Source organism: Meishania litoralis (assembly GCF_042611095.1).
In the GTDB taxonomy this organism is placed as follows: domain Bacteria; phylum Bacteroidota; class Bacteroidia; order Flavobacteriales; family Flavobacteriaceae; genus Meishania; species Meishania litoralis.
Map to the genome: position 1 here is coordinate 1 of NZ_JBHFPV010000001.1, position 24766 is coordinate 24766.

General features: G+C 40.6%; 28 protein-coding genes, 1 tRNA gene and 1 pseudogene. 14 read left to right on the forward strand and 16 right to left on the reverse strand.

Annotated elements, in window-relative coordinates:
• Positions 1 to 452 precede the first annotated feature (452 nt).
• The 4 genes from thrS to rplT all read left to right on the forward strand — a co-directional run bounded on the left by thrS (position 453) and on the right by rplT (position 3784).
• Positions 453 to 2405 carry a threonine--tRNA ligase gene (thrS, locus tag ACEZ3G_RS00005; protein WP_432425120.1) on the forward strand — a complete coding sequence of 651 codons (1953 nt, stop codon included), beginning with the start codon at positions 453 to 455 and terminating at the stop codon, positions 2403 to 2405.
• 16 nt (positions 2406 to 2421) lie between these two features.
• Entirely contained in the window at positions 2422 to 2976 is a 555-nt protein-coding gene (gene infC, locus ACEZ3G_RS00010) for a translation initiation factor IF-3 (protein ID WP_432425121.1), read from the forward strand.
• Between the two features lie 143 nt (positions 2977 to 3119).
• On the forward strand, positions 3120 to 3317 hold the full coding sequence (rpmI, locus tag ACEZ3G_RS00015) for a 50S ribosomal protein L35 (RefSeq protein WP_413980659.1): 198 nt from the start codon (positions 3120 to 3122) through the stop codon (positions 3315 to 3317).
• A gap of 122 nt (positions 3318 to 3439) precedes the next feature.
• Positions 3440 to 3784 carry a 50S ribosomal protein L20 gene (gene rplT, locus ACEZ3G_RS00020; protein WP_432423431.1) on the forward strand — a complete coding sequence of 115 codons (345 nt, stop codon included), beginning with the start codon at positions 3440 to 3442 and terminating at the stop codon, positions 3782 to 3784.
• Positions 3785 to 3851: 67 nt separating this feature from the next.
• Here the strand turns inward: rplT and ACEZ3G_RS00025 are convergent, their stop codons facing one another.
• Both ACEZ3G_RS00025 and ACEZ3G_RS00030 read right to left on the reverse strand, forming a co-directional pair.
• Positions 3852 to 4124 carry an EF-hand domain-containing protein gene (locus ACEZ3G_RS00025; protein WP_432423432.1) on the reverse strand — a complete coding sequence of 91 codons (273 nt, stop codon included), beginning with the start codon at positions 4122 to 4124 and terminating at the stop codon, positions 3852 to 3854.
• 34 nt (positions 4125 to 4158) lie between these two features.
• Positions 4159 to 4596 carry a secondary thiamine-phosphate synthase enzyme YjbQ gene (locus ACEZ3G_RS00030; protein WP_432423433.1) on the reverse strand — a complete coding sequence of 146 codons (438 nt, stop codon included), beginning with the start codon at positions 4594 to 4596 and terminating at the stop codon, positions 4159 to 4161.
• Between the two features lie 81 nt (positions 4597 to 4677).
• Between ACEZ3G_RS00030 and ACEZ3G_RS00035 the strand changes: the two genes are divergently transcribed.
• A complete protein-coding gene (locus ACEZ3G_RS00035) occupies positions 4678 to 5472 on the forward strand; it encodes an HAD family hydrolase (protein WP_432423434.1) in 795 nt (264 codons plus the stop codon).
• A 146-nt stretch (positions 5473 to 5618) separates the two neighbouring features.
• Here the strand turns inward: ACEZ3G_RS00035 and ACEZ3G_RS00040 are convergent, their stop codons facing one another.
• From ACEZ3G_RS00040 to tgt, 5 genes are all read right to left on the reverse strand, one after another.
• Positions 5619 to 6878: an asparagine synthetase B gene (locus tag ACEZ3G_RS00040; RefSeq protein ID WP_432423435.1), complete on the reverse strand. Its 1260-nt coding sequence runs from the start codon at positions 6876 to 6878 to the stop codon at positions 5619 to 5621.
• Positions 6879 to 6957: 79 nt separating this feature from the next.
• A complete protein-coding gene (dnaB, locus tag ACEZ3G_RS00045) occupies positions 6958 to 8508 on the reverse strand; it encodes a replicative DNA helicase (RefSeq protein ID WP_432423436.1) in 1551 nt (516 codons plus the stop codon).
• A 167-nt stretch (positions 8509 to 8675) separates the two neighbouring features.
• Positions 8676 to 9629, reverse strand: coding sequence for an acetyl-CoA carboxylase carboxyltransferase subunit alpha (locus ACEZ3G_RS00050; RefSeq protein WP_432423437.1), 954 nt, complete (start codon positions 9627 to 9629; stop codon positions 8676 to 8678).
• Between the two features lie 113 nt (positions 9630 to 9742).
• Positions 9743 to 10822, reverse strand: a complete 1080-nt coding sequence (locus ACEZ3G_RS00055) for an LptF/LptG family permease (protein WP_432423438.1) — start codon at positions 10820 to 10822, stop codon at positions 9743 to 9745.
• Positions 10823 to 11953: a tRNA guanosine(34) transglycosylase Tgt gene (tgt, locus tag ACEZ3G_RS00060; protein WP_432423439.1), complete on the reverse strand. Its 1131-nt coding sequence runs from the start codon at positions 11951 to 11953 to the stop codon at positions 10823 to 10825.
• A 163-nt stretch (positions 11954 to 12116) separates the two neighbouring features.
• Between tgt and ACEZ3G_RS00065 the strand changes: the two genes are divergently transcribed.
• From ACEZ3G_RS00065 to ACEZ3G_RS00075, 3 genes are read left to right on the forward strand one after another with little or no spacing between them, the layout of a single operon-like run.
• Positions 12117 to 12962 carry a transketolase gene (locus ACEZ3G_RS00065; RefSeq protein ID WP_432423440.1) on the forward strand — a complete coding sequence of 282 codons (846 nt, stop codon included), beginning with the start codon at positions 12117 to 12119 and terminating at the stop codon, positions 12960 to 12962.
• A 41-nt stretch (positions 12963 to 13003) separates the two neighbouring features.
• A complete protein-coding gene (locus ACEZ3G_RS00070; RefSeq protein ID WP_432423441.1) occupies positions 13004 to 13957 on the forward strand; it encodes a transketolase family protein in 954 nt (317 codons plus the stop codon).
• A 46-nt stretch (positions 13958 to 14003) separates the two neighbouring features.
• Positions 14004 to 14591, forward strand: a complete 588-nt coding sequence (locus ACEZ3G_RS00075; protein ID WP_432423442.1) for a porin family protein — start codon at positions 14004 to 14006, stop codon at positions 14589 to 14591.
• Positions 14592 to 14672: 81 nt separating this feature from the next.
• On the opposite strand, the gene ACEZ3G_RS00080 is transcribed toward ACEZ3G_RS00075, so the two are convergent.
• On the reverse strand, positions 14673 to 15632 hold the full coding sequence (locus ACEZ3G_RS00080) for an FKBP-type peptidyl-prolyl cis-trans isomerase (protein WP_432423443.1): 960 nt from the start codon (positions 15630 to 15632) through the stop codon (positions 14673 to 14675).
• Between the two features lie 82 nt (positions 15633 to 15714).
• On the opposite strand from ACEZ3G_RS00080, the gene ACEZ3G_RS00085 reads away from it, so the two are divergent.
• Together ACEZ3G_RS00085 and ACEZ3G_RS00090 are read left to right on the forward strand one after the other, a co-directional pair.
• Entirely contained in the window at positions 15715 to 16086 is a 372-nt protein-coding gene (locus ACEZ3G_RS00085; RefSeq protein WP_432423444.1) for an RNA-binding S4 domain-containing protein, read from the forward strand.
• Positions 16087 to 16139: 53 nt separating this feature from the next.
• Positions 16140 to 16637: a phosphoribosyltransferase family protein gene (locus tag ACEZ3G_RS00090; protein ID WP_432423445.1), complete on the forward strand. Its 498-nt coding sequence runs from the start codon at positions 16140 to 16142 to the stop codon at positions 16635 to 16637.
• On the opposite strand, the gene ACEZ3G_RS00095 is transcribed toward ACEZ3G_RS00090, so the two are convergent.
• On the reverse strand, positions 16629 to 17144 hold the full coding sequence (locus tag ACEZ3G_RS00095) for a shikimate kinase (RefSeq protein WP_432423446.1): 516 nt from the start codon (positions 17142 to 17144) through the stop codon (positions 16629 to 16631). The two genes, ACEZ3G_RS00090 and ACEZ3G_RS00095, sit on opposite strands and share 9 nt — an antisense overlap.
• A gap of 149 nt (positions 17145 to 17293) precedes the next feature.
• On the opposite strand from ACEZ3G_RS00095, the gene ACEZ3G_RS00100 reads away from it, so the two are divergent.
• Positions 17294 to 17366 (forward strand) — tRNA-Lys (locus tag ACEZ3G_RS00100).
• Between the two features lie 268 nt (positions 17367 to 17634).
• Here ACEZ3G_RS00100 and ACEZ3G_RS00105 read toward each other — a convergent pair.
• Positions 17635 to 17964: a hypothetical protein gene (locus ACEZ3G_RS00105; RefSeq protein WP_432423447.1), complete on the reverse strand. Its 330-nt coding sequence runs from the start codon at positions 17962 to 17964 to the stop codon at positions 17635 to 17637.
• 417 nt (positions 17965 to 18381) lie between these two features.
• The gene (locus tag ACEZ3G_RS00110; protein WP_432423448.1) at positions 18382 to 18558 is read right to left on the reverse strand and encodes a hypothetical protein; all 177 of its coding nucleotides are present in this window, start codon (positions 18556 to 18558) and stop codon (positions 18382 to 18384) included.
• A 22-nt stretch (positions 18559 to 18580) separates the two neighbouring features.
• Between ACEZ3G_RS00110 and ACEZ3G_RS17065 the strand changes: the two are divergent.
• Positions 18581 to 18800, forward strand: a pseudogene (locus tag ACEZ3G_RS17065) (transposase); the annotation flags it as partial.
• Between the two features lie 188 nt (positions 18801 to 18988).
• Here the strand turns inward: ACEZ3G_RS17065 and ACEZ3G_RS00120 are convergent.
• The 4 genes from ACEZ3G_RS00120 to ACEZ3G_RS00135 all read right to left on the reverse strand — a co-directional run bounded on the left by ACEZ3G_RS00120 (position 18989) and on the right by ACEZ3G_RS00135 (position 22135).
• The gene (locus ACEZ3G_RS00120) at positions 18989 to 19450 is read right to left on the reverse strand and encodes a nuclear transport factor 2 family protein (protein WP_432423450.1); all 462 of its coding nucleotides are present in this window, start codon (positions 19448 to 19450) and stop codon (positions 18989 to 18991) included.
• Positions 19451 to 19521: 71 nt separating this feature from the next.
• Positions 19522 to 20541 (reverse strand): serine hydrolase domain-containing protein, encoded by a 1020-nt coding sequence (locus ACEZ3G_RS00125; protein ID WP_432423451.1) that lies wholly within the window; start codon positions 20539 to 20541, stop codon positions 19522 to 19524.
• Positions 20542 to 20665: 124 nt separating this feature from the next.
• Entirely contained in the window at positions 20666 to 21610 is a 945-nt protein-coding gene (locus ACEZ3G_RS00130; RefSeq protein WP_432423452.1) for an alpha/beta hydrolase, read from the reverse strand.
• A 138-nt stretch (positions 21611 to 21748) separates the two neighbouring features.
• Positions 21749 to 22135 (reverse strand): helix-turn-helix domain-containing protein, encoded by a 387-nt coding sequence (locus ACEZ3G_RS00135; RefSeq protein ID WP_432423453.1) that lies wholly within the window; start codon positions 22133 to 22135, stop codon positions 21749 to 21751.
• Between the two features lie 39 nt (positions 22136 to 22174).
• On the opposite strand from ACEZ3G_RS00135, the gene ACEZ3G_RS00140 reads away from it, so the two are divergent.
• Positions 22175 to 22324 (forward strand): hypothetical protein, encoded by a 150-nt coding sequence (locus ACEZ3G_RS00140; RefSeq protein WP_432423454.1) that lies wholly within the window; start codon positions 22175 to 22177, stop codon positions 22322 to 22324.
• 239 nt (positions 22325 to 22563) lie between these two features.
• Positions 22564 to 22773 (forward strand): hypothetical protein, encoded by a 210-nt coding sequence (locus ACEZ3G_RS00145; RefSeq protein WP_432423455.1) that lies wholly within the window; start codon positions 22564 to 22566, stop codon positions 22771 to 22773.
• A gap of 120 nt (positions 22774 to 22893) precedes the next feature.
• On the opposite strand, the gene ACEZ3G_RS00150 is transcribed toward ACEZ3G_RS00145, so the two are convergent.
• Entirely contained in the window at positions 22894 to 24303 is a 1410-nt protein-coding gene (locus ACEZ3G_RS00150) for an amidohydrolase family protein (protein ID WP_432423456.1), read from the reverse strand.
• Between the last annotated feature and the right edge of the window lie 463 nt (positions 24304 to 24766).

The window sequence follows — 24766 nt, forward strand, 5'->3', positions numbered from 1 at the left end:
ACTTGCCAAAAACATGGGGAAAACCCCAGGACGCCCAGGAAAAGACAATCGCCATATCCCCAAAGCGGGTGCAAATATAGGACGGTTTTTTAAATTAAAAAGTTTATTCGAATGTTTTTTAAACTTTTTTTAACCCTCTTTTTTTAACCCTCTTAATACTAGCTATTTAAACAAACACCAAGTAAAAAAGGGTATTAAAAATAATGTTTTTTGTTGGATCGAACAAGTACAAGAAACACATTTGTTTCATAAATATAGCTTGCCCGATTCGCCATGAGAACAATATAGCGAATGATCGCAATAACACCCGGTTTTGGATCATAAGCCATGTTTTCCGCTCAGTTCAGCTAACTTTTCAAAAGCAGGGAGTTGCCAAAAATCATATCCTATATATATTGTAAGCGTCAAACCTACATCTTATCTTTGCCGACCTAATTGCAAGAGCAATGAGCATAATAAAAATCACATTACCCGACGGAAGCGATAAAGAGTTTCCAAAAGGAAGTAACCCGCTGGATGTCGCGAAGAGCATCAGTGAAGGTTTGGCTAGAAACGTGATATCGGCAAAATTCAACGATACCGTAATCGAAACCGTCACGCCCCTTACTGAAAATGGAACACTGGTGCTGTACACATGGAACGATAAGGAAGGTAAAAAAGCTTTTTGGCATTCGACCTCCCATATTGTTGCGCAGGCTATCGAGGAACTGTATCCCGGTGCGAAATTGACCATTGGACCCGCAATAGAAAACGGATTTTATTATGATGTAGATTTTGGCGAGCACACTATTTCCGATAAGGATTTTCCAAAAATCGAGCATCGGGCCATAGAGATTGCCCGGGGAAAGCATGATTTCAAAATGAGGCCTGTCTCGAAAAGTGAGGCACTTTCACTTTACAAAGAGCAAAGTAACGAGTATAAGGTCGAGCTTATCGAAAATTTGGAAGATGGCAGCATTACCTTTTGCGACCATGACACTTTCACCGACCTATGCCGTGGCGGGCATATACCTAATACGGGTATTGTCAAGGCCATTAAAATATTGAGCGTCGCCGGAGCTTATTGGAGGGGTGATGAGAACAAACCTCAATTGACACGGGTATATGGTATATCGTTCCCGAAACAAAAAGAGCTTACCGAATATCTTGAATTACTTGAAGAAGCTAAAAAAAGAGACCATCGAAAGCTTGGCAAAGAGCTGGAACTATTCACTTTTTCGCAAAAAGTCGGCCAGGGGCTCCCATTATGGTTGCCTAAAGGCGCCGCGCTGAGGGAAAGATTGGAGCAATTCTTGAAAAAAGCCCAGAAAAAAGCGGGTTATGAAATGGTGGTTACCCCCCATATCGGTCAAAAAGAACTGTATGTAACTTCAGGGCACTATGAAAAATATGGCGCCGATAGCTTTCAACCCATCCATACACCCAAGGAGGACGAGGAGTTTCTATTGAAACCAATGAACTGTCCGCATCACTGCGAAATTTACAAAACCAGACCTTTCAGCTATCGCGAGCTGCCCAAAAGGTATGCCGAATTCGGTACCGTTTATCGCTATGAGCAAAGTGGCGAACTGCACGGCCTTACCCGAGTTAGAGGCTTTACCCAAGATGATGCCCATATCTTTTGTACACCCGACCAGGTAGACCAAGAGTTTAAAAATGTTATTGACCTGTCCCTGTATGTATTGAAATCACTGGGCTTTGAAAATTTCACGGCACAGGTTTCGGTAAGAGACCCGCATACCCCTGAAAAATATATCGGCTCGGTCGATAATTGGGAGAAAGCGGAAAACGCGATCATCAATGCAGCCAAGGAAAAAGGCTTGGATTTTGTCATCGAAGAAGGAGAAGCGGCTTTTTATGGGCCAAAGTTGGACTTCATGGTCAAGGATGCACTTGGAAGGCCGTGGCAATTGGGCACCATACAAGTGGATTATACATTACCAGAGCGTTTCGACCTTACCTATAAAGGTAGTGACAACGAGTTGCATCGACCCATAATGATCCACCGTGCGCCTTTTGGCAGTATGGAGCGTTTTATAGCCCTATTATTAGAACATACGGGCGGCAACTTCCCATTATGGTTGATCCCTGAACAGGCAATAATATTGCCCGTCAGCGAGAAACATGAAAAATATGCTGAAAAAGTTTTAAAATCACTTGAAAATAACGAAATTCGCGCCCTCATTGATGATAGGAACGAGACTGTCGGAAAAAAAATACGTGAGGCGGAAATGAACAAAATTCCATTTATGCTGATCGTTGGGGAGAATGAAGAGGAGTCAAATACGATATCGGTACGAAAACACGGAGGTGATGATCTTGGCTCAATAATTGTTGAAGGGTTTGTCGACTTGGTGGCTAAGGAAATAAGTAGTACCTTAAAGTCGTTTAAAATTAACGTTTAACTAAAAATTATAAGTCATAGCAATTCGTAAAAGATTTAGGCCCCAACCTAGAAGGGAAAATAAAAACCCTCATAAAATCAATGAAAAAATACTGGCTCCAAAAGTTAGGCTGGTCGGTGATAATGTAGAAATTGGCATATACCCGATCCGTCAAGCACTTGACATAGCGGAGGATTTAGGCACTGATTTGGTAGAGATTTCGCCGAATGCCGATCCACCGGTTTGTAAGATAATGGATTACAAAAAGTTTCTTTACGAGCAAAAGAAGCGCGAAAAGGCCATGAAGGCCAAAGCATCAAAAGTTGTGGTCAAGGAAATTCGGTTCGGACCCAATACCGATGATCACGATTACGAGTTTAAAAAGAAACATGCCGAGAAATTTTTAAAAGATGGTGCCAAATTAAAGGCATATGTCTTTTTTAAGGGAAGGTCGATAGTCTATAAAGATCAAGGTGAGATTTTATTATTGCGTCTGGCATCAGAGTTAGAGGAGTTGGGTAAAGTTGAACAAATGCCGAAATTGGAAGGAAAGCGTATGACCATGTTCATTGCACCCAAAACAAAAAAATAGTAGAACAAACCAATAAAAGAAATTATTCCGCGCCGCCCAAATGGGTGGCGCTCCAAATAAAGAAGCGATTTTTGACCGTATATGATAGAGTCGCAAGGAGAAAGTTAAGTACAGTAGTGAGATAATCAAATAAATTTAGGAAAATGCCTAAGCAAAAAACAAAATCGAGTGCCAAGAAACGTTTCAAGTTGACCGGTACCGGTAAAATCAAAAGAAAGCACGCTTTTAAGAGCCATATTCTTACGAAAAAATCGAAGAAGCGCAAGCTTGCGTTGACACATGATACTTTGGTACACCCATCTGATGTCAACAGTATTAAAGAACAATTACGCCTAAAGTAATCGTTCTTGAGGTAAATTAATAATAACCATGGAGTTGGGCAATTACACAAAGACTTATAAGGAGTTCGAGTAAATTAAAAAGTGGCGATTATCGCCCGCCTACTACAAAAAATTAAAAAGTTATGCCAAGATCAGTAAATGCAGTCGCTTCAAGGGCCCGAAGAAAGAAGGTCATGAAGCAAGCCAAGGGCTACTTCGGAAGACGTAAAAACGTTTGGACGGTAGCAAAAAATGCGGTAGAAAAAGCAATGCTTTATGCTTATCGCGATAGAAGAAACAAAAAAAGAACATTTCGTGCGTTGTGGATAACCCGTATCAACGCAGGTGCCCGTCAACACGGAATGTCGTATTCACAATTTATGGGTAAGGTAAAGGCCAATGGTATTGAATTGAACCGCAAGGTTCTTGCCGATTTGGCCATGAATCACCCAGATGCCTTTAAGGCCATTGTGGAAAAAGTAAAATAGATTTTAAACATATCTCACTTAAAAAAAAGGCCGTTCAAATTGAACGGCCTTTTTTTTAAGTAATGGTCTATGCAGACTTTATCTTAGCAACCGCTGCCTTGAACTCATTCCAATCTATTAGCTCATCGCCCGATTTATCATAGCCCTCTATCAGCTTTGACGAAACCAATCCGCGAATGAATCCGTTTATCTCGGCTTCTTTTAACAATTTGACGATTTCACGCTTTGTCAATTTTCGGTCTCCGTCGGCATCAAAGAATTCAAATGCTTCTTGGGGCGTATCAAAGTGTTTGGTTATCAAAATCTGGATCTTGTTAAGAATTGATTCTTCAGTAGTCATTTTTTCAGGCTTGGTATTTCAAGTTAAAGTTAGGTCATTTGGTCGAATCGTGGTTTCCGAATACCGTGATCACCAAATTTCTACCTGACGCATGATCCCGATGTTCGCATAGATAGATTCCCTGCCATATACCGAGATTCAATCTACCCCTTGTAATCGGTATTTGCACAGAGGCGCCAAACAATGAGGCTTTGATATGCGCTGGCATATCATCGGGGCCTTCATAATTATGGATATAATATGGTGCGTTCTCGGGAACCATAACGTTCATATGGCTTTCAAAATCGGTTCTGACCGTTGGGTCTGCATTTTCATTGACGGTCAAACTGGCCGAAGTATGTGTTATAAAAACGTGCAACATCCCCATATCGATGACCGAAATCTTAGGAATCGTTTCGATTACTTCATCCGTAATCAAATGAAAACCTCTTTTATAGGGCCTTAAGCGAATTTCCTTTTGGTAAAAAACCATAATGCTGATCGTATTGCCCTATAAAACTAAGTCATAATCGTTCAAGAACAAATAACTTTGCGACTTTCAAAATGATTATCAATGGATCTATCTAAAATAAAATTGGTCGTTTCCGATATGGACGGCACCCTTTTAAACTCAAACCACGAGGTAAGTGATCGTTTTTTTAGTTTGTTCGAACAACTGAAAAAAAAGGGGATTCTCTTTGCAGCTGCCAGCGGAAGGCAGTACAATAGTATTGTTGACAAGCTTGCGCCTATTAAGGACGATATCATCGTAATTGCCGAAAATGGCGGATTTGCATCACATCATGGCAAAGAAATCGTATTTAACCCATTGCCCCAAAAAGCAAAAAATGTCATTTTGGACAGCTTAAAGGGAGTTAAAGGGCTACACCCCGTACTATGTGGAAAGAACAATGCATATCTTTCGACATCTTCAACAGAATTTGTCGAAAAACTCAAAGAATATTATACCGAATATACCCTAATGGAAGACCTACAAACTTTCGATGGTCAAGTGCTGAAAATAGCGATCTACCACTTTATAAGTTCTGAAAAATATATATACCCCGTGGTCAAACACTTGGAAGGCGATTTGAAAGTCAAGGTTTCAGGGGCGAATTGGGTTGATGTTTCTAACATCAATGCACACAAAGGCTTTGCCTTGCAAAAAGTTCAAGAAATGTACAACATAACTCCTTCAGAGACCCTGGTTTTCGGTGATTACAACAATGACCTCGAGATGATGGCCTTGGCAGATTATAGTTTCGCAATGGAGAACGCACACCCAAACGTAAAAAAGGCGGCTAAATATAGAACTGTAAGCAATAATGATTTTGGGGTTGAACGTGTTTTGGATATCCTATTGATGTAATGATTAATAGGACGGCGCGTAATCTGTTTTTGGATGTTGGATGTTGGATGTTGGATGTTGGATGTTGGATGTTAAAATAATCATGGCAGAGCGATCAACAAACAAACTTTTAAACCTTTTTGGACTTGGGCCTGAACTTGAATTTCTCAAGTTTTTTGCTTCTTCTTTCTTGCTGCCGGAAACAATACATTGTTCAAGATCAAACGATACCCCGGCGAGGTCGGGTGCAGTTCAAGTTCTGTTTTGGGATCCCCAACCCGATGCTGGTAATCTTCGGGGTCATGGCCGCCATAAAACGTAAAAAAACCTTTTCCTTTGATTCCGTGAATATAACGGGCCTCACCATTGATCTTATTTTCGCCCAATACCATGACGGTGGGTTTGACCTGACTTCGATCAAAAGAAGTGGTCTGGCCCATGAACCCTTTGACCAAAGCCGTATGGTTCTGGCACAACATGGTCGGAACCGGATCCCATTTAGCTGAAAAATCCATCAAGGTAAAATAATCCGTTTCGCGGGGCACACGCCGTTTCTCAGTCATGTCTATCGAAGAAAACTCGTAGCGATTGGGGTTTCTTTCCAAAATAAAATCGGTAAAGGCGAATGTCTTTCCAAAATCCAACTTGTTTTGATAGTTGGCCTCAGAAGGGTCGCCATCGAACATTGGTTCACAAATATCAACCCCATCGGCCGCCAGTGCGATATCAAAACTATCGGTCGCGGAACACATGGCGAACATAAATCCACCGCCGATGACATAATTCCTTATTTTCATGGCAACCGCTTTTTTTTCTTCCGAAACCTTGTCGAAGCCCAATTCGGTTGCCAGAGCCTCGGCCTGTTGTTTTTGTTCGATATACCACGGAAAGGCCCGATAGGTGCCATAAAATTTTCCGTATTGCCCCGTGAAATCCTCATGATGTAAATGCAGCCAATCAAAAAGCACCAATTTATCATTGAGCACCTCTTGGTCATATACCGTTTCATACGGTATTTCGGCATAGGTCAAGACCATGGTAACGGCATCGTCCCACGGTTGGTTGCCCTTTGGGGAGTACACGGCAATCTTGGGGGCCTTTTCAAGAATGACAGCTTCCTGGTTTTGTGAAGGACTGCCAATGTCATCCAAAATACTTTGCGCCTGGCCATCGGATAGAATTTCAAAGGATACGCCGCGAATCTGACACTCCTTACGGATATTTTCCCCGTCAGGGAGTAAAAAAGAGCCGCCGCGATAATTCAACAGCCACTGCACCTTTTGTTGTTTGGTCAATACCCAATACGTGATACCATATGCTTTTAGGTGATTTTTTTGACCTTCCGCATCCATTGGTATTAGCAATGAGGAAGCAAAAATCTGCATCGAAAAAAGAAAAAAGAAAAAGAAAAAGAGTCTACCTCGCATGGATCGATTACTTTACGCGCACTATCCCAAAGGTAAACGAAAAACCACGGGCAATTGTTTTGCAAGACGTTAAAGAATACTAAAAAGGAACATCATTCGCATCATCCGGATCTAAGTCATCATTCATCGAACTGCCAAAAGCCTCATTGGCATCAGGTAAGTTTTCGGTTATAAATGGATTCTCTTGATCGGCATTCATCTTGGACTGAAATTCGAAAGGAGAGTCAAAATCGTCAAGATTATCGAATTTACCAAGGTTGCCCACAAATTTCAGCCGTATGTTGTCCAAGCCCCCATTTCTGTGTTTGGCAACAATAAATTCGGCCTGACCCGTCGTCGGTGTTCGCTCCTCATCATCCCACTCTTCAATTTTATAATATTCAGGACGATAGATAAAAGAGACGATATCGGCATCTTGTTCGATTGCACCCGACTCCCTAAGATCCGAAAGAATAGGCCTTTTGCTTCCACCCCGGGTCTCAACGGCCCTGGATAACTGCGACAGCGCAATGACCGGAACGTTCAACTCTTTGGCCAATGCCTTAAGATTACGTGAAATGGTTGAAATTTCCTGTTCACGATTTCCACCTTTCTGGCTGCCGCCAGCGGTCATTAACTGCAAATAATCGATAACAATCAATTTAATGTCATGTTGAGATGACAAGCGTCTTGCCTTGGCCCGCAAATCAAAAATCGAAAGCGATGGTGTATCGTCAATGAACAACGGAGCCTTTTCCAAGGCCTTGACCTTTACGTTCAATTGCTCCCATTCATGCTTTTCAAGCCTGCCCGTTCTTAATTTCTCGGATGACAGTCCGGTTTCTGACGAAATCAAACGGGTTATCAATTGCACGGAAGACATTTCCAATGAAAAGAAGGCTACCGGAATATCGGCATTTACCGCCATATTTCGGGCCATTGACAAGGTCAAAGCGGTCTTACCCATACCGGGGCGGGCCGCGATGATCACCAAATCACTGGGTTGCCAACCCGAAGTCAGTTTATCTACTTTATCGAATCCTGAAGGAATTCCGCTAAGTCCCTCTTTATTGGCAATTTCCTCGATACGTTTTTTCGCCTGGATCACAAGATTTTGCGCCGTTTCGGCAGAGCGTTTCAGGTTTCCTTGGGTTACATCGTACAATTTGGCCTCGGCGGTATCGAGCAGGTCAAAAACATCGGTAGACTCATCGTAAGCATCTTCAATGATCTCATTCGAAATTTTTATAAGACTGCGCTGAATATATTTCTGTAGAATAATGCGGGCATGGAATTCGATATGTGCCGAAGATGCCACTTTTTGGGTCAATTTTATGAGGTAAAAATCACCGCCCACGGACTCCAAGCGACCTGCCTTCTTCAATTGGGCCGAAACCGTTAATAAATCGATAGGTTGAGATTCTTCAAACAGTACGAAAATGGCCTCATAGATATAACGATGTGCGTCTTTATAGAATACATCAGGATGTAGGATATCTATTACTTCATCGACCCCTTTTTTGTCAATCATCATCGCTCCTAACACAACTTCCTCTAAATCAACGGATTGAGGAGGTATTTTACCACGTTCGAGACTGATGATAGTTGATTTGTCGATTTTACGACCGATAACGGGGTTGGTTTTTTCCATAGCAACGAAAATATACAATTAAGCCAAAGTTGTTGTCAGAAAATCTAGTGTGATGTTCACATGTGGTCAACAAATAAGGTGTTAATAAGTTACGGATTAATGTTGATAACAAAAAAAATCCGAACGTAATCACATTCGGATTTTGACAAACTTCGTTATACCGACTATCAACCGTTAAAAACACCCATCTGGGCATATTTCTCCATACGCTGATCGACCAATTCTTTTGGTGATAACTTTTCCAATTCCTCGAAATTGGCCGCAATTTTATTCTTCACGATTTCAAAAACCTTTGTGCGATTGGCATGTGCCCCGCCAACGGGTTCACGGACAATCTCATCGATCAATTTTAACTTTTTCATGTCAGTGGCCGTAAGCTTCAAAGCCTCGGCGGCCTGCTCTTTATACTCCCAACTTCGCCAAAGTATCGATGAGCAGCTTTCGGGCGAAATAACGGAGTACCAAGTATTCTCCAGCATCAAGACCCTATCTCCTACCCCAATTCCCAAGGCCCCGCCAGAGGCACCTTCGCCTATGATGATAACGATAATGGGAACTTTTAAGCGAGTCATTTCCAAGATATTTCGGGCAATGGCCTCTCCTTGTCCCCTTTCCTCGGCCTCGATACCCGGAAAGGCCCCCGGTGTATCGATCAAAGCAACGACGGGGATATTGAACTTTTCTGCAGATTTCATGAGGCGCAACGCTTTTCGATAACCTTCTGGGTTCGCCATACCGAAATTGCGATACTGCCTTGTCTTTGTGTTATACCCTTTTTGCTGCCCTATGAACATATAGCTTTGATCGCCGATTTTGCCCAAACCTCCTATCATCGCCTTATCGTCCTTGACATTTCTATCGCCATGGAGCTCCAAAAAGGTATCGCCGCAAATAGCCCGTATGTAATCAAGTGTGTAGGGTCTACTCGGGTGTCTTGAAAGTTGCACGCGTTGCCAAGCAGTCAAGTTCTTATATATTTCCTTGCGGGTCTCCGTTAGTTTTTTTTCAATCTGTTTACATGTTTCGGTCACATCGACATCACTTTCTTCGCCTATGACCTGACATTTTTCAAGCTGCTCTTCAAGCTCTTTGATAGGCAGTTCAAAATCCAAATACTCCATTAGGTTATCGGTTTGTCTGTTCGAATTGACAAATATAGAATTTTAATAGCTATGATCAGGGCCGCCATGCTATTTAACTTTTTAGATAAACATTGAGGCGATCGGTTTCGATCTTATCTTTTAGCCTTTTGTAAAAGGTAGATCGCCAAGAGGCCAAACATGATGTTAGGTATCAATACCGCCAATAAAGGTGAGAAGCCCGATTGCTGTGCCAGGGTTCCGAAAACCCGATCAAAAAAAATGTAGACGAACGCGACCAAAATACCAAAGGCCAAATTGACGCCCATACCTCCCCTACGTTTGACCGATGATACGGCAACGGCTATTACCGTCAAGATAAATGCCGTTATTGGTAATGCCCATCTTTTGTATTTTACCAAAATATAGGTGTTGATATTTGATGCGCCCTTTCTTTTTTGGTCTTCAATAAATTGGTTCAACTCAATGAAATTCTTGGTCTCGGCTACATATGAAACCGGGGTGAGGTCGTCGATTCTAAAATTGAAAATGGTGTCTAGCCGCTGTTTGCTTTCTATTATGGACGAATCTCCGACAATCTTACGTTTTTTATAGGTTGTCAATCGATAGATGCTATCCTTCTCGATCCACCTGATATTCGAGGCAGAAATTTTAAAGTCCAAGGTATTGTCATCGTTAAAACGCTCAAAGGTAAAATTGTTACCTATCTGCCGCGCCGGATTAAAACTGCTGACATAGATAAAGTCGTGTTCGTTCAGCTGATTGAAAATATTTTCGGTCTGGCGATTTTCCCTTCCCTTCTTTAAATACTTGTATTTAAACTCATTAAAGCCTTTGCTGGCCGTAGGTACGAGAAACATACTCATCAGCAGCATTACAATCGCTACAATGGTCGCCCCCATCAGGTAGGGCCTTAAAAAACGTATATAGGATACCCCAGAGCTCAAAATTGCGATGATCTCGGTATTGGACGCCAATCGTGAGGTAAAGAAAATTATCGACAGAAAGAGAAATATAGGGAACAGTTCGTTTCCAATATAAATTGTGAAATTGCCAAAGTAGACCAAAATTTCATTCAATGGAGCCTCGTTGTCCTGCATCTTGCCAATCTGTTCGGCAAGATGTGCCAAAATACTGATCGGAATGAACAAAAGGAGCATAACGGCCAAGGTGACCAAGTATCTTTTGAGTATATATTTATCAAGTATGCTCACTTACAATCTTTTGTCCATTTGCTTTACCATGATATTTTTCCACTGGGCAAAATCACCGGCTATAATACGCCTTCGAGCTTCACGCACAAGCCAAATATAAAAACCCAGATTATGAATTGTCGCAATCTGCTTTCCCAAATACTCATTGGCGGCGAACAGATGCCTTAAATATGCCTTTGAATATTCTTTATCCACAAAGGTAATGCCCATTTCATCTATTGCCGAAAAATCATTTTCCCACTTCTTGTTCTTGATATTTATGGTACCATGCGCGGTAAACAACATGCCGTTTCGGGCATTTCTTGTCGGCATTACACAATCGAACATATCGATTCCCAGGGCAATGTTTTCAAGTAGATTTATCGGTGTGCCCACCCCCATTAAATATCTGGGTTTATCCTCGGGCAAGATTTCACAGACAACTTCGGTCATTGCATACATTTCCTCGGCCGGCTCCCCGACAGATAATCCGCCTATGGCATTTCCCTCGGCCCCTACATTTGAAATATATTCGGCCGATTGACGCCTTAGGTCTTTATAGGTAGAACCTTGAACAATAGGAAAGAAAAACTGGTCGTAATCATAGCTCAGAGGGGTTTTCTGCAAATGCAATAGACACCGATCAAGCCACCTGTGGGTCATGTGCATCGAACGTTTTGCATATTGGTAATCACACGGATAAGGCGTGCATTCATCAAAGGCCATGATGATATCGGCCCCGATATCACGCTGGATTTCCATTACATTTTCAGGTGTAAAAAAATGCAATGAGCCATCGATATGCGATTTAAATTTTACGCCTTCTTCCTTGATTTTTCGATTTGCGGAAAGTGAATATACCTGATAGCCCCCACTATCGGTCAAAATATTCCGATCCCATCCCATAAATTTATGAAGGCCGCCAGCGGCTTTTATAATCGGTGTTCTAGGCCTTAAAAAAAGATGGTAGGTATTTCCTAATATGATATCTGGGTCAATTTCTTCCCGAAGCTCTTTTTGGTGTACGCCCTTAACAGAGGCCACAGTGCCCACGGGCATAAAAATCGGGGTCTCGATGACACCATGATCGGTCGTCATTGTACCTGCCCGCGCTTTTGTTTGCGGATCCGTATGAGCTAATTTGAATGCCAAATCTTAAATTCTAACCGCAAAGATAACGATCTGTGGTGCATAAACTCCTTAACAAAAAAATAAAGTTGACCGCCCTCGTAGCACGTTGATAAAATCTAATAACTATGACTTGCTTACCCAAAAGATTGCCCCTACATTTGCGCCGCACAAATTAGCAATAGGCATGCCAAAACTAGAGGATTTACAGCAGATCGTCGTTCAGACCCGAAGGGATATTTTACGAATGGTACATAAGGTGAATTCGGGCCACCCGGGCGGATCGCTCGGCTGTACCGAATTTTTTGTCGCTCTCTACCATGAAATCATGCAACTGAAAGATGGTTTCGATATGGATGGCATCGGCGAAGATCTTTTCTTTTTGTCAAATGGGCACATATCGCCGGTTTTCTATAGTGTGCTTGCTCGTAAAGGTTACTTTCCGGTAGAAGAATTGAATACCTTTAGATTGATTGATTCTCGTTTACAGGGACACCCTACCACACATGAAGGGCTTCCAGGAGTTCGCGTAGCATCTGGGTCTTTAGGGCAAGGAATGTCGGTTGCCATTGGTGCCGCCTTGGCAAAAAAATTGAACGGGGACGATCATTTGATATTCAGCCTTCATGGTGACGGCGAACTGCAGGAAGGTCAAAACTGGGAAGCCATAATGTATGCCTCGGGCAACAAGGTCGACAATCTGATCGCCACGATCGACAGAAACGGACAGCAAATCGACGGGCCGACCGAAAAAGTTTTGCCCTTGGGCAATGTTAAGGAGAAATTCGAGGTATTCGGATGGGATGTTTTGGAAATCGCCAATGGCAACGACCTCAAAGCCGTCATTGCCGGGCTCAAGGAAGCCAAGTCGAGAACCGGAAAGGGAAAACCCGTTTGCATTGTAATGGATACCGTTATGGGCCATGGAGTCGATTTTATGATGCATACCCATGCTTGGCACGGCAAGGCCCCGAACGATGAGCAACTCGAAACCGCATTGGCCCAAAATCCGGAAACATTAGGCGATTACTAAATGTTATTTTCTCCCTTTCGGGAATTACAAAAAGGAAACAGATGACAAAATACGAGGATCAAGGAAAAAAAGATACTAGAAGCGGCTTTGGCGATGCGATGACAGCCTTGGGCAGGACCAACCCAAATGTTGTGGCCCTATGCGCCGATCTGGTAGGTTCTTTAAAGATACAGGATTTCATCGATGAAAATCCTGACCGTTTCTTTCAGGTCGGGATCGCTGAAGCCAATATGATGGGCATTGCCGCCGGCTTGACCATTGGTGGCAAAATACCTTTTACCGGAACCTTCGCAAATTTTTCGACGGGTCGCGTCTATGACCAAATTCGCCAGTCGATCGCCTATTCTGGAAAAAATGTTAAAATATGCGCCTCCCACGCCGGAATTACCCTTGGCGAAGACGGCGCCACGCATCAAATATTGGAAGATATCGGAATGATGAAAATGCTTCCGGGCATGACGGTCATTAATCCTTGTGATTACAATCAGACCAAAGCGGCTACCATGGCCATAGCCGATCATAAAGGGCCTGTCTATCTTCGGTTCGGAAGGCCCAAAGTTGCGAATTTCACCGCTGTGGATCAAAATTTTGAAATCGGTAAGGCATTGATGCTCAATGAGGGTTCTGATGTGACGATCATTGCAACGGGGCACTTGGTCTGGGAGGCATTGATCGCCGCCGAAAATTTAGAAAACCAGGGCATTTCTGCCGAAGTCATCAACATACACACCATAAAACCGCTTGACGAGGCGTCAGTGTTAAAATCAGTTAAAAAAACCGGATGTGTCGTTACTGCCGAAGAACATAATTATCTGGGCGGGTTAGGTGAAAGTATTGCCCGAACCCTTGCCAATCAGCATCCTACACCCCAAGAATTTGTCGCCACCCAAGATACCTTTGGTGAAAGTGGAACGCCGGCACAGCTAATGGAGAAGTACGGCCTGAACAATAAAGCCATCGAAAAGGCCGTTTTCAAAGTAATGAAAAGAAAGTGACAATGGTATCGTTTTTGATATTGTCACTATTAAAAACGAGAACATTATGAAACGAACACTTCTACTGGCGGTATTTGCTATGGTGAGCATGACTGCATTTGCACAAACAGGTTCTGGATTCGGTATCAAAGGCGGTTTAAATTATGGCGCCAACGGAAATTATTTTGAATCGGCAGGAGATGCCGCAAGGAATCCGGACAGAAACATCGGTTATCATTTCGGCGTATTCGGCAAATTGGGCAACCGCCTCTATTTTAGGCCCGAACTGATCTATACGAAAACGAAATCAGATTACGATGGCGAAAAGTTTGACATGAGCAAATTGGACGCTCCAATGTTGCTGGGCGCTAAAATAATCGGCCCTTTGAATTTATTCGCCGGCCCTGCGTTTCAGTATATTTTGCAATCAGAGTTTGATGGTATCAGTATCGATAAAGTTGAAAATGATTTTTCGGTCGGCATGCATATCGGAGCCGGTGTAAACTTTGGCAAATTAGGAATCGACTTGCGATACGAGCGGGGTTTCAGTAACAATGAAGCCGAGTTCATCAATTCGAACATAACTTCATTATCGACTAGCCGTGTCGATACACGGCCCGACCAATTGATCTTAAGCCTTGCCCTAAAACTATAGTTAGCGAAAAACAGTATAAAAAAAGGCCCCGATGACTTTTTTAGATCATCGGGGCCTTTTTTACTTTTCCAAATACCGATATCAACTATCGGAGTCTAAATAATCAGGGGTGCCATCACCATCGCTATCGGGAAAAGTAATTTTTCCATCGGCTTCAATAACTATTTCATCCTTCGTCAGAACGGTATCACCGTCATCATCTGGATCTAAAAAATTAGCAAATCTCTGAGACCTGTTAGTATCTTCAAAGTCTTGATCTGTATTATCGTTATATAGATATCCATCCTTATCTAAATCTTCATCTTTGGAAGGAATGCCATCACCGTCATGATCTGCCGTATTCATCGCAAAAACATCCATTTTAAAAATCAAAGGGCTGTACGCCGGGATTATGGTCTGGGAGTTATTAAAATAACCAAGCCCAGATGGAAAAATGACCAAACCGACACCATAGCCTTCTACATCAAAAGTACCGTCATCATTGATTATGGGTGTTCCGCCGGTAAAAAAGTTCGAAGCGCCCTCGGTAAAGCCCCGTGCCCCTTGCTGAGGTGCCTGTATTCTTGCCAGGTCAAACCAAACGGGTGAAAATAATGCCCCATCGAACACTTGCCCGTTCAATAGGCTACCCTCATATCTAACATAAATTGAATCGGCGACGGTAACCTGTTCTCCTATCCCTTTTCTTGCGCTAAGGTAATAATAGGTATGTTGAACATCTTCTTCGCCATCATTCAAATTGAAATGGCTCGATGACCGAGGCACTGTCTTGGTTTCGACCTGATCGATCAACGGGGTTTTATCTGAATTTTCACCGGCTATCGTATCCAATTTAATTCGGTAGTCAAAATCGGCAGTTGGGTTTTCAAACTCCTCATAATTATAAAAGTGCGTCTGTAAATATGATTTGATCTCAGCATCGTTCTCGACCGCCACTTCAGAGAGCAACCTAGGGGGCACCACCACAATATCGTTATCATCATCATTTTTACAAGACCAAATAAATCCCACCATGAGTATCAGAAGAAATATTCTCGTCATTACCATCTATTTATTTTAAAGGCGGCAAGATACAATTTTCCCCTATTTTTGTAGATGCCGTTAACAAAGATTTCTAATTGTCATGCGCATAGACAAATACCTTTGGAGCACCCGTTACTTTAAAACCAGAAATATGGCAACTATGGCATGCAAGAAAGGTCAAGTCAAGGTCAACGGAAACTTGGTCAAACCATCAAGGGAGGTTTATCAGCAAGATTTGATTATGGTACGCAAGAATCAAATCAGTTATGAGCTAAGGGTATTGGACATACCCAAAAGCAGGGTCGGCGCCAAGTTAGTCGATATTTATCGTAAGGATACCACTCCGGCCAGTGCTTTCGAGCAAATGGAGCTGCTCAAATATTCCAAGGATTATTATCGTAAAAAAGGTACGGGCCGGCCTACTAAAAAAGATCGTCGTGAAATCGATTACTATTTGAACGAGGAGGAATGAATCGTAATCAAAATAGAATTTCGTTTTCTATCTTTGGAATTATTCAGTAAGCTATGCAGAACAAGATATTGACCAACGAACAGGTTCAACATAAAATCAGGCGTATAGCCTATCAAATATACGAGGCCAATGTTGAGGAAAAAGAAATCATCATCGCCGGAATCGTTGGGGGCGGCTTGCTTTTGGCAAAAAAGATCCAAAAGGTTCTTCGGGAAATCACAAATGCAGAGGTATTACTCTGCGAAGTAAGTATGGATAAACGGAACCCGGTAAAAAGTGGGGTTAAAACCTCGATCAATGAAGAGGATTATGAAAACAAATCGATAGTACTGGTCGACGATGTTCTGAATTCTGGCACTACATTGATTTATGGTGTACACCACTTTTTAAAAGTACCTTTGAAACAGTTAAAAACTGCCGTTCTTGTCAATAGAAATCACAAAAAGTATCCTGTGAAGGCCGATTATAAGGGAATCTCGCTGTCCACCTCCCTACAAGAACATGTGCATGTCAGGTTTCATGCCAATAATGATGTGGTCTATCTAGACTAACAGCTTCTTGATTTCATTGGTGATCTTTTCAGAAGTCTTATTGTCACAATATACGTTATGGTGTGCCCTTTCGTAAAAAAGTGTCCTTTCGAACAAATGTTTTCCAATAAAATCAGGTAAATCGGTGTCCGCAATATTTTTAATAAGTGGGCGATGCTCTTTCTCTTTCAAAAGTCTTTCGGTCAATTCTTTTATCGAAACCTTCAGGTAAAAAACATTTGCGGTACCTTCTAAAATGGCGTTCATATTATCACCATAGCAAGGCGTTCCCCCTCCTGTCGAAAGAACAAAATTATCTTTGTCAGAAAGAATCATTTTTAAATATTCGCCTTCTTTTTTCCGAAAGTAAATTTCACCTTTAGAGGCAAAGATTTCTGCAACCGAAAGTCCTTCGCTGTTTTCAATATAATCGTCCAGGTCAATAAAATCAATATCGACATCCGTTGCCAAGGTCTTACCGACCGTGGTCTTACCACTACCCATATAGCCCAACAAAACAATACGCATCGACTTAACTTTTTAGCAAAAATCAGTTAATTACAAGTGAATTCAAAGAAAACCTAAAATTCTCTAGAAATTGACTTGTCAAATAAATTAATGACCTTATATTTGCAGCCGCTAAGGAAGAAACTTCCAAGGCTCTTTTTTGATTAAAAGACCTGGTAGCTCAGTTGGTAGAGCATCTCCCTTTTAAGGAGAGGGTCCTGGGTTCGAGCCCCAGCCAGGTCACTTTTAAGAGTCCACAATTATTCAAAAAGTCTGTAAATCGTTAATTTTGCAGACTTTTTTGTTTTTCCTGATTTCATTTGATATCAAATAATGCCACTTTTCGCGGTGCGCAATTCGGTGCGCACTTTTTTGAATTCGTAAAGTGCGCACCTAGAAGCTGTTATACTGCTGATTATCAAGGTTTTATAAATAAAATTTAACATTTTAAAACTTGGTCGTAATCTAGCAGCTTGCTGAATGCTTTAGTTTCTAAACTTAGATATATTGATTACAATTCTTTAAATATATTTACTCCTATCTCTTTCCCTCTTTCGGAAGACATTTCAAATTTCTCCGTTAAAATGAGCTTGTCGTCCTCGAATGAAATTTCACAAATGGAAGCTCCATGATCCATCATCCCATTAATTCTAACTTGACAATAACAAAAATGCAATCTATTATTTTTTACATTGCCCACTAAATACCCTTTTTTAATATTTCCTCCTGAATATTTTGCGAAAACTAATTCTTGCTCTTGGGAAAAATCAAAAATGGTTTCTGAATTGACAATTCCATTTGAAGCAGTTCTTATTACATTCATTCTAATATCTTGAAACATATATCAGGTTTAATTGCACATAATGACTCTCTTAAGGTAGTTCAAGGATTTTGTTGAAATATAGCAAAATCGTTAAGCAATGTTACAAGTAAGGGACAACCGATTTCCTTTGTAGCATTATTTGCTAAGTAGGCTCCACGGAGGCCATTATTTGTCGATTTGGCGGTATTAAGAACAAAAATATCGGTGCCGAATTGCCGTTTAGTGCCCCTTTATACCATGCTTCCGCTTGAGCGGCTTCGAAGCCAGAAGCTGTATGATGGTCATAGCACCATGATTTGGTTTGTCAGGTAGTTAAGGTACATTTTTTTTGGGCAAGAATGCCAACATGCTGGGACTAAAGTCAGCATAGGGAGATGTACTCCAACGGTCTCGGCTGTAATTGGTACGGAAGTTGGAAATATACATGATACCCTATCAATTATCCTCAATCTTTGAATCCAGTACCATTTGTAATAAGGTGCCTATGTCTTCAAAAGCGACATTGTTTTTTACATAGGTGTCCACCAGGTGTACAAATACCATATTCCTTTCTGGAATAACCTCCATCCACTGTCCTCCCGCTCCCCTCGCCGAATAGGTTCCAGCTGGCATGTTACAATTTGGCAAATAGGGACGGAACATTGCAAGGGACAACGGTCCACAGAGCAGATATATGAAGGGCAAGCGGCAAAGCACGGTGGAGCCCGTTTTCGGCACCCTGACCCAGTTCATGGGCCTAAGGAAGATCAATACCATTGGACTAAAACAGGCTAACAAGGTGATGCACCTCTCCGCTATTGCCTATAACCTGAAGAAGTACCTGAATTTCGAGCAGAAAAGTGCCAAGAGCGCGGGCGACCTAAAGGCCCAAAACTTTATTGAAAACATCCTTGAAAAACTGTTTTCCATTCTTTTTGACCACCTATATTTCACAATACGACAACCGGCATAAAAACTAAAAAGCCCTTAAAAGGGCTTAAAAGGGATCATTTATTGAAGTTCGTAGCGCTTGTGCAACGGTTACCATTGTTATATGCTGACTTTAGTTGTTGACCTTTTCGAATTCCCAAAAGACATTGATAATTTTCCAACTATCTTCTTGTTTTACGAGATGAATATATTCAGTCCATCTAGTTTTTGGGTATCCTGTCTTTAAACTAGCACTAGCCATATTTCCATAGACAGTAATGTTTTCTACTAGATTATTTTGATTTTTGGCTTCAAACTTTGCTTTTACAACCATGAGTTCTTTTAATTTTTCAGGCGGAAAATCTTCGCTTATCGTTACACCATCCTGATTTAGACCTCTTTTTGCCAAACGTGGATGCAAAGACTGGTTCATCTTCTCGAAATTATTTTCAAAGAAGTTCTCAATATAGTTTAAAATAGTTTTTTCAATAACTATATCTTCTGTTACTTCTTTTTGAGCATTGACTGTCAATGAAAAAAGTAAAATAATACTTGTAAAAAATAGTGTTTTCATTTTGATTGTCTTTTTATTCATCTTTTTTTAGTTTGCATATAACGGTCTCGGCTGTAATTGGTACGGAAGTTGGAAATATACAAGATACCCTATCAATTATCCTCAATCTTTGAATCCAGTACCATTTGTAACAAGGTGCCTATGTCCTCAAAAGCGACATTGTTTTTTACATAGGTGTCCACTAGGTGTACAAATACCATTTTTTTTTCAGGAATAACCTCCATCCACTGTCCTCCTGCTCCCCTCGCAGAATAAGTTCCAGCAGGCAGGTTACAGTTTGGCAAATAGGGACGGGCATTTTCATTGGTAGCCACCCACCACATATATCCGTATCCGTCCCCACCGTAAATTTCTGCATCCCTACCATACTTTGTGCTTTCCTCAACCCAACTTGCGGGAATCAACTGATTGCCTTGCCAATTGCCTTTGTCTAGCATCAATTGTCCAAATTTTGACATGTCGGTTGCAGAGATTCTAAACATATAAGCTGGATGTATGGATCTGGTTGGTGTCCAAGAGATACTGTCCGACAATTGGAAATTTGCCCCTATAGGATCCATTATATCGTTCTTCAGAGCCCCATAAAAGTTTTTCTCAGTCTCCTGCTCGAAAATGGTCTTCAACACATTAAAATCCCAGTTATTGTATATCCAGAAAGTGCCAGGAAGATTAGTGTCTTGGTCTGGTTTTAGATCATGCATGAAATCTGACTCCGCCTCTGCAGTATGATATACTCCAGAAACCGACTGTAAACAATGTCCAACCGTGGCTGTCTTCTCTTGATCGGTCAAAGCTGGAATGTCATCAATTCCCAAGTCGGCCATCGTGGCATCTATATCAATAGAACCGTCATTTACATACTTGCCATATAACGCACTCATAAAACTTTTTCTAGTCGAATGGGAAATATATTTGGTGTCCACATCGCCCCATTGATACAGTATCTGCCCATCAACCAACACTACCACCGCAGCAGTTTTGGTATTGCGGTTTGCCCATTCTTCAGCAGCTTTTAGCCTTTCAATGGAATATCCTGAAATTGTTTCGGTTTCTTCATCGGTCTTTGCATCGTTTGAACATGATAAAAAGGTAAAAGCGAGTCCAAATGTCAAAATCCAGATATTTGCTTGGAATACGCCTATTGCGTATGTTCCATTTGGTTTCATATGCTTTGATTTAGATTTGAATATTCTTTCAGGCATCCTAAACGTTCTCCATTATTTTGTTATGATTTCATCATTTATTCCAATTAATGGGTGAAGGGGATGGTCTTCTTTTTTCTTCGTTGCTATATAATCCAATAATGCCTTTCATAAAAGCAGAGGGAAATACACCCTCATGTATTTCTCCATCAAGTACTTCTAAATGAACTTTTAAATCATCAATCCTTTTCATTTTCAGCTTATTGACCAAAAGATATAGATCGGTAACCATTCCAAATCCCTCCTCTTCTGCACCTACGGCAAAGTATACCCTTGTCTTTTTCTTGAATAAATCCTTGCCAAGGGAAGAAACCTGTTTCATAAAATACCTTTCAGGTCTATCATAATTCCAGTCATCCCACCATAACGAGGGGCTTACAATAAGATAGCGATCGAACAGGTCCGATTGGGTAAGCAGCGTATGTGTCGCGGCCAAACCACTTAATGAGTTTCCTATAAGAACCCTATCTGAGTCATTCACATTGAAATGCTCTTCAACAAAAGGAATGATTTCTTCCCTGAGAGCTTTCAAAAAAGCATCTGTGCCTCCCGACCCTACATAGTCCGCAGGATTGGACGCAAGAAAATGAGTACTGTTAGGTGGGGAAAATTTGGTCGGAGTATAATCTCTTGTCCGATTTTCTGCCTTGGCAATACCGTCTGCCTCATCTTGATAACCAATACCAATATAATATGCTGGTGGTATGTAGTTAAAGTACTCATAGTTGGAGCTCATTATAGAGGAAGGAACAAACAAACTAAGAGGGTCAAGAAAATAGAATACAGAAGCTTTTTCACCATTTTCTAGTTTTCTAAGAGGTTCCCTGACATAGATCCGATAATTTATGCCATTTGATGATGTGGGCAGATCATAAACCAAGACTTTATGGGGATATTCAAACGGTTTGGGTTGAATGGCTTGAGATATCGACACAAAGGGCAGTATCAAAAGGAACAGGGTCATTGATAAATTGTTCATATTCATTGGTATTTAATACAATAGAGACTCACAAAAATTTCAAGGGTTACATTTGAGGTTTGTTTTGCATAGTAATTCCTGTTTTCATTTTTCTTTCGGCAAGAATATGTGAACATTGTTTCCAATTAATTCCAATTCTTATAAATAAAACTTGGTTCCAGACTTTTTAAATTCGGTTGGTGTTTTACCGGTTTTGGCTTTGAACAAGGTATTGAATGATGATTTTGAGTTAAAGCCCACTTCGTACATTACTTCTAAAATGGTCTCTTTATCATCTCTAGGTTTTAGTAATCGTTCCTTTGCCATGCCCAATCGATATGAATTTACGAAGTCAATAAAATTCTGATCAAGTTGTTTATTTATGATTTGTGATAACTGTTTTGGCGGAATCCTAAGTTGCTGTGCCAAATCACGAAGGGTCAGTCCTGAGTTTTGAAAGGGCCTTGCCTTTTCCATATAAGATTTTATGATTTCCACTTCTTTTTCATTGTCCTCTCCACTACTTTCATCCGATTCAATGATCATTTCATCTTGCTTCGATATCCCCTGAAAAATAATGGGCTGTTGTATACCACGGAAAAACATGCCATTGATCAAGACCAAAAGGCACAAATTCACAAGGGAAAGGCCCTTGATTATTTCTATGGCACTATAAAAATGCTGGTATATGTCGATCAAGAACGTAAGCGTGAAAACGACAAGAATCCATTGTAACCAGGATAAATTAATTCTTGATACCAGAGATTGGGTTTGTTTTACAATCCGTCTGTATCTTGCAATGGATTTAACAGCTACAACCGTGTAAAAAGCAAGACCTATATACATCAATGACCCAACTTTGCCACAGAGTCCAAACCCCGCCAAGGCAGAAAATAACATTATCCCTCCAGGAACGAGATGAAGAAATGCTTTAGGCCTTAAGATAAAATCCTTGAATATCAAACTTTGGGTATATGCATAAAGTAGAGGACCATAAAAAAAGCCAAAAACACATAGAAATGATTGAAGCCCCTCAAAACCAAACCCCATTCTATGCATCAATAAAACTGTCATTTGAAAGCTTAGTACAAGAAGAAAGCTTGCCAAAAGAATGCTCGAAAGCCTTTTGGATTTATGACTTGAAAACAAAATTATGGAGAACATCAAGCTCTGAAAAGCAATGAACAATAAAGAAAGTTGATCTACATTAAAAACCATAATCATTCAGAATTTAAGTAGTGAAAACATTGATCCAAGTATAATTCATTATTGAGGTATTCAAACTATTAAAATATTATATCACTTTATAAGAATATTTTACTTTCCAACAAACGAACAACAGTTCGATAATAACCTGTTTTATCTTTCGCTATTTCAAGTAACTTGTGGAGTTTATCTGAATTGAAATACTTATTTACGGTAATTACTCCTTCCCTATTATGAATAGCTTTGATATCTTCCAAAGGGTTCTCATTCAAAAGAACCAAATCTGCAATATAGCCTTCCGAAATTTGTCCCAGTCTTTTGTATCCCAATAATGTTGCAGCATTTGTAGTTGCCGTTTCCAATGCTTCATAGCTACTAAATCCATTTTCAACATAAGTCTCTAATTCCTGTAGCAGGGAAAGTCCATTAATGGTATAAATGGGGCCCGTATCGGTACCAGCCACAATAGTCACTTTATTGGCATGTAATCCTTTTAAGATTACCTTGTTTAATTCGTTTTCTTCTATAAATGCATTTTGCAATCCTTTAGAGGCTTGTTTTAACCGTTTCACTCGTTTGTTTACAAACATTTTCTTGATAAGTGGATTGACCAACGGGGCATGCTGTTTAATAAATTCATCTCCTTCCTCAAGTACCTGTACATTATTCTTAATTACAGTCATTGTTGGCACAACAGCAATTTTCCCTCTCAATAATCTATTGTTATATGTGGCCATATTAGAGGAATCAGGTTTGTTTCCAAAAATTACTTCTGAAATTAGTTCAACGTGTTCCACTGAAACCAGTTTTTTTCCAAAAAAAGCATCCACTGCTTCGATATCATCCGGTAAATGGCCTGCTACATCAACATCGATTTTTTCAGCCGTTGAATGTATTTCTTTAAGATGGTCCTTCTTTAATCCGCTATACACTTTGACCAAATCGTACCCTTTTTCTTTGTACGATTTTATTTTGGAGTGAATATCAATATCATCCACATTTATATGAAAAGGGCCTATGTTTTTCCCATAATTGAATGCCGGAGTACTTATTATCATTCTCGGCCCAACTATTGCACCTTTGCTGATTTTTTCCCTCCAACGCAGATGCATGGGAAAACCGGACATTACCCTCACACTGGTTACCCCATAGCTTATGGATTGTGGCAAATCTTTTACATCAAAAAAATGTGTGTGTGCATCAATCAGCCCGGGGATCAAATATTTACCTTCCCCATTTATTTCTATGTCAGCTTCTACTGGTTGTCCATAATCTGGTTCAATAGTTTTTATTACCCCGTTTGAAATGTACACCAACTGTTTTGACCGTAATTGTCCCTCACCGGCTTTCATGGAAATGACATTTACATTTCTCAGAACAAGCGAACCGTATTCATTACCGATATCTGAAGCAATTTTACCATCGTAAAGGGACAGCAAAGCACTTATTAAAATCAGAAAAGGAATTCCCAAAAGCCAGTATCTCTTCTTTATTCTATTAATTCTCAATGTTGTAATTCTAAAATTTCAACAATGATAAAGAATGGCTGTTCCAATTCATAAAAGAATACGTTCGGATAAAATCAAAAAGCGTTCGAATTAACATCTTAGGAATAAAGGGTAAGGCTACATTTTTAGGGAAGGCTACATTGCCAACTGATGAATTGGTCAAAGTTGACAAACCAGATTTCTCCATGGCCGATCTCCCTATGGCCAGTCTAGAAAAAGCAAATGAGAAATATTTTGGAAATCTAGATAAATAGATGGCTTAAATGCAAATTAACAAGAGTAAGTTTTACTCTTGCATATAAAACAAAGGTAATTTTTTAGTATTTTTACCTCTATAAAAAGTTTGAGTGTAAATTCTACCTCTTTATGTCTACTTTCAATAAAGATATACCATATAACGATTACCCTTACCCCCACCAAAGAAAGAGTTAGAGACAACTGCCGTTTTATGAAAAACAATAGC

What these genes read in the sequence shown, in the direction of transcription:
- rpmI (WP_413980659.1), top strand. Translation starts at nt 3,120, where the DNA reads ATGCCTAAGCAAAAAACAAAATCGAGTGCCAAGAAACGTTTCAAGTTG.
- rplT (WP_432423431.1), top strand. Translation starts at nt 3,440, where the DNA reads ATGCCAAGATCAGTAAATGCAGTCGCTTCAAGGGCCCGAAGAAAGAAG.
- ACEZ3G_RS00025 (WP_432423432.1), bottom strand. Translation starts at nt 4,124, where the DNA reads ATGACTACTGAAGAATCAATTCTTAACAAGATCCAGATTTTGATAACC.
- ACEZ3G_RS00030 (WP_432423433.1), bottom strand. Translation starts at nt 4,596, where the DNA reads ATGGTTTTTTACCAAAAGGAAATTCGCTTAAGGCCCTATAAAAGAGGT.
- ACEZ3G_RS00035 (WP_432423434.1), top strand. Translation starts at nt 4,678, where the DNA reads ATGGATCTATCTAAAATAAAATTGGTCGTTTCCGATATGGACGGCACC.
- ACEZ3G_RS00040 (WP_432423435.1), bottom strand. Translation starts at nt 6,878, where the DNA reads ATGCGAGGTAGACTCTTTTTCTTTTTCTTTTTTCTTTTTTCGATGCAG.
- dnaB (WP_432423436.1), bottom strand. Translation starts at nt 8,508, where the DNA reads ATGGAAAAAACCAACCCCGTTATCGGTCGTAAAATCGACAAATCAACT.
- ACEZ3G_RS00050 (WP_432423437.1), bottom strand. Translation starts at nt 9,629, where the DNA reads ATGGAGTATTTGGATTTTGAACTGCCTATCAAAGAGCTTGAAGAGCAG.
- ACEZ3G_RS00065 (WP_432423440.1), top strand. Translation starts at nt 12,117, where the DNA reads ATGCCAAAACTAGAGGATTTACAGCAGATCGTCGTTCAGACCCGAAGG.
- ACEZ3G_RS00070 (WP_432423441.1), top strand. Translation starts at nt 13,004, where the DNA reads ATGACAAAATACGAGGATCAAGGAAAAAAAGATACTAGAAGCGGCTTT.
- ACEZ3G_RS00075 (WP_432423442.1), top strand. Translation starts at nt 14,004, where the DNA reads ATGAAACGAACACTTCTACTGGCGGTATTTGCTATGGTGAGCATGACT.
- ACEZ3G_RS00080 (WP_432423443.1), bottom strand. Translation starts at nt 15,632, where the DNA reads ATGACGAGAATATTTCTTCTGATACTCATGGTGGGATTTATTTGGTCT.
- ACEZ3G_RS00085 (WP_432423444.1), top strand. Translation starts at nt 15,715, where the DNA reads ATGCGCATAGACAAATACCTTTGGAGCACCCGTTACTTTAAAACCAGA.
- ACEZ3G_RS00090 (WP_432423445.1), top strand. Translation starts at nt 16,140, where the DNA reads ATGCAGAACAAGATATTGACCAACGAACAGGTTCAACATAAAATCAGG.
- ACEZ3G_RS00095 (WP_432423446.1), bottom strand. Translation starts at nt 17,144, where the DNA reads ATGCGTATTGTTTTGTTGGGCTATATGGGTAGTGGTAAGACCACGGTC.
- ACEZ3G_RS00105 (WP_432423447.1), bottom strand. Translation starts at nt 17,964, where the DNA reads ATGTTTCAAGATATTAGAATGAATGTAATAAGAACTGCTTCAAATGGA.
- ACEZ3G_RS00110 (WP_432423448.1), bottom strand. Translation starts at nt 18,558, where the DNA reads ATGCCAGCTGGAACCTATTCGGCGAGGGGAGCGGGAGGACAGTGGATG.
- ACEZ3G_RS00120 (WP_432423450.1), bottom strand. Translation starts at nt 19,450, where the DNA reads ATGAATAAAAAGACAATCAAAATGAAAACACTATTTTTTACAAGTATT.
- ACEZ3G_RS00130 (WP_432423452.1), bottom strand. Translation starts at nt 21,610, where the DNA reads ATGAACAATTTATCAATGACCCTGTTCCTTTTGATACTGCCCTTTGTG.
- ACEZ3G_RS00135 (WP_432423453.1), bottom strand. Translation starts at nt 22,135, where the DNA reads ATGATCATTGAATCGGATGAAAGTAGTGGAGAGGACAATGAAAAAGAA.
- ACEZ3G_RS00145 (WP_432423455.1), top strand. Translation starts at nt 22,564, where the DNA reads ATGCATAAAGTAGAGGACCATAAAAAAAGCCAAAAACACATAGAAATG.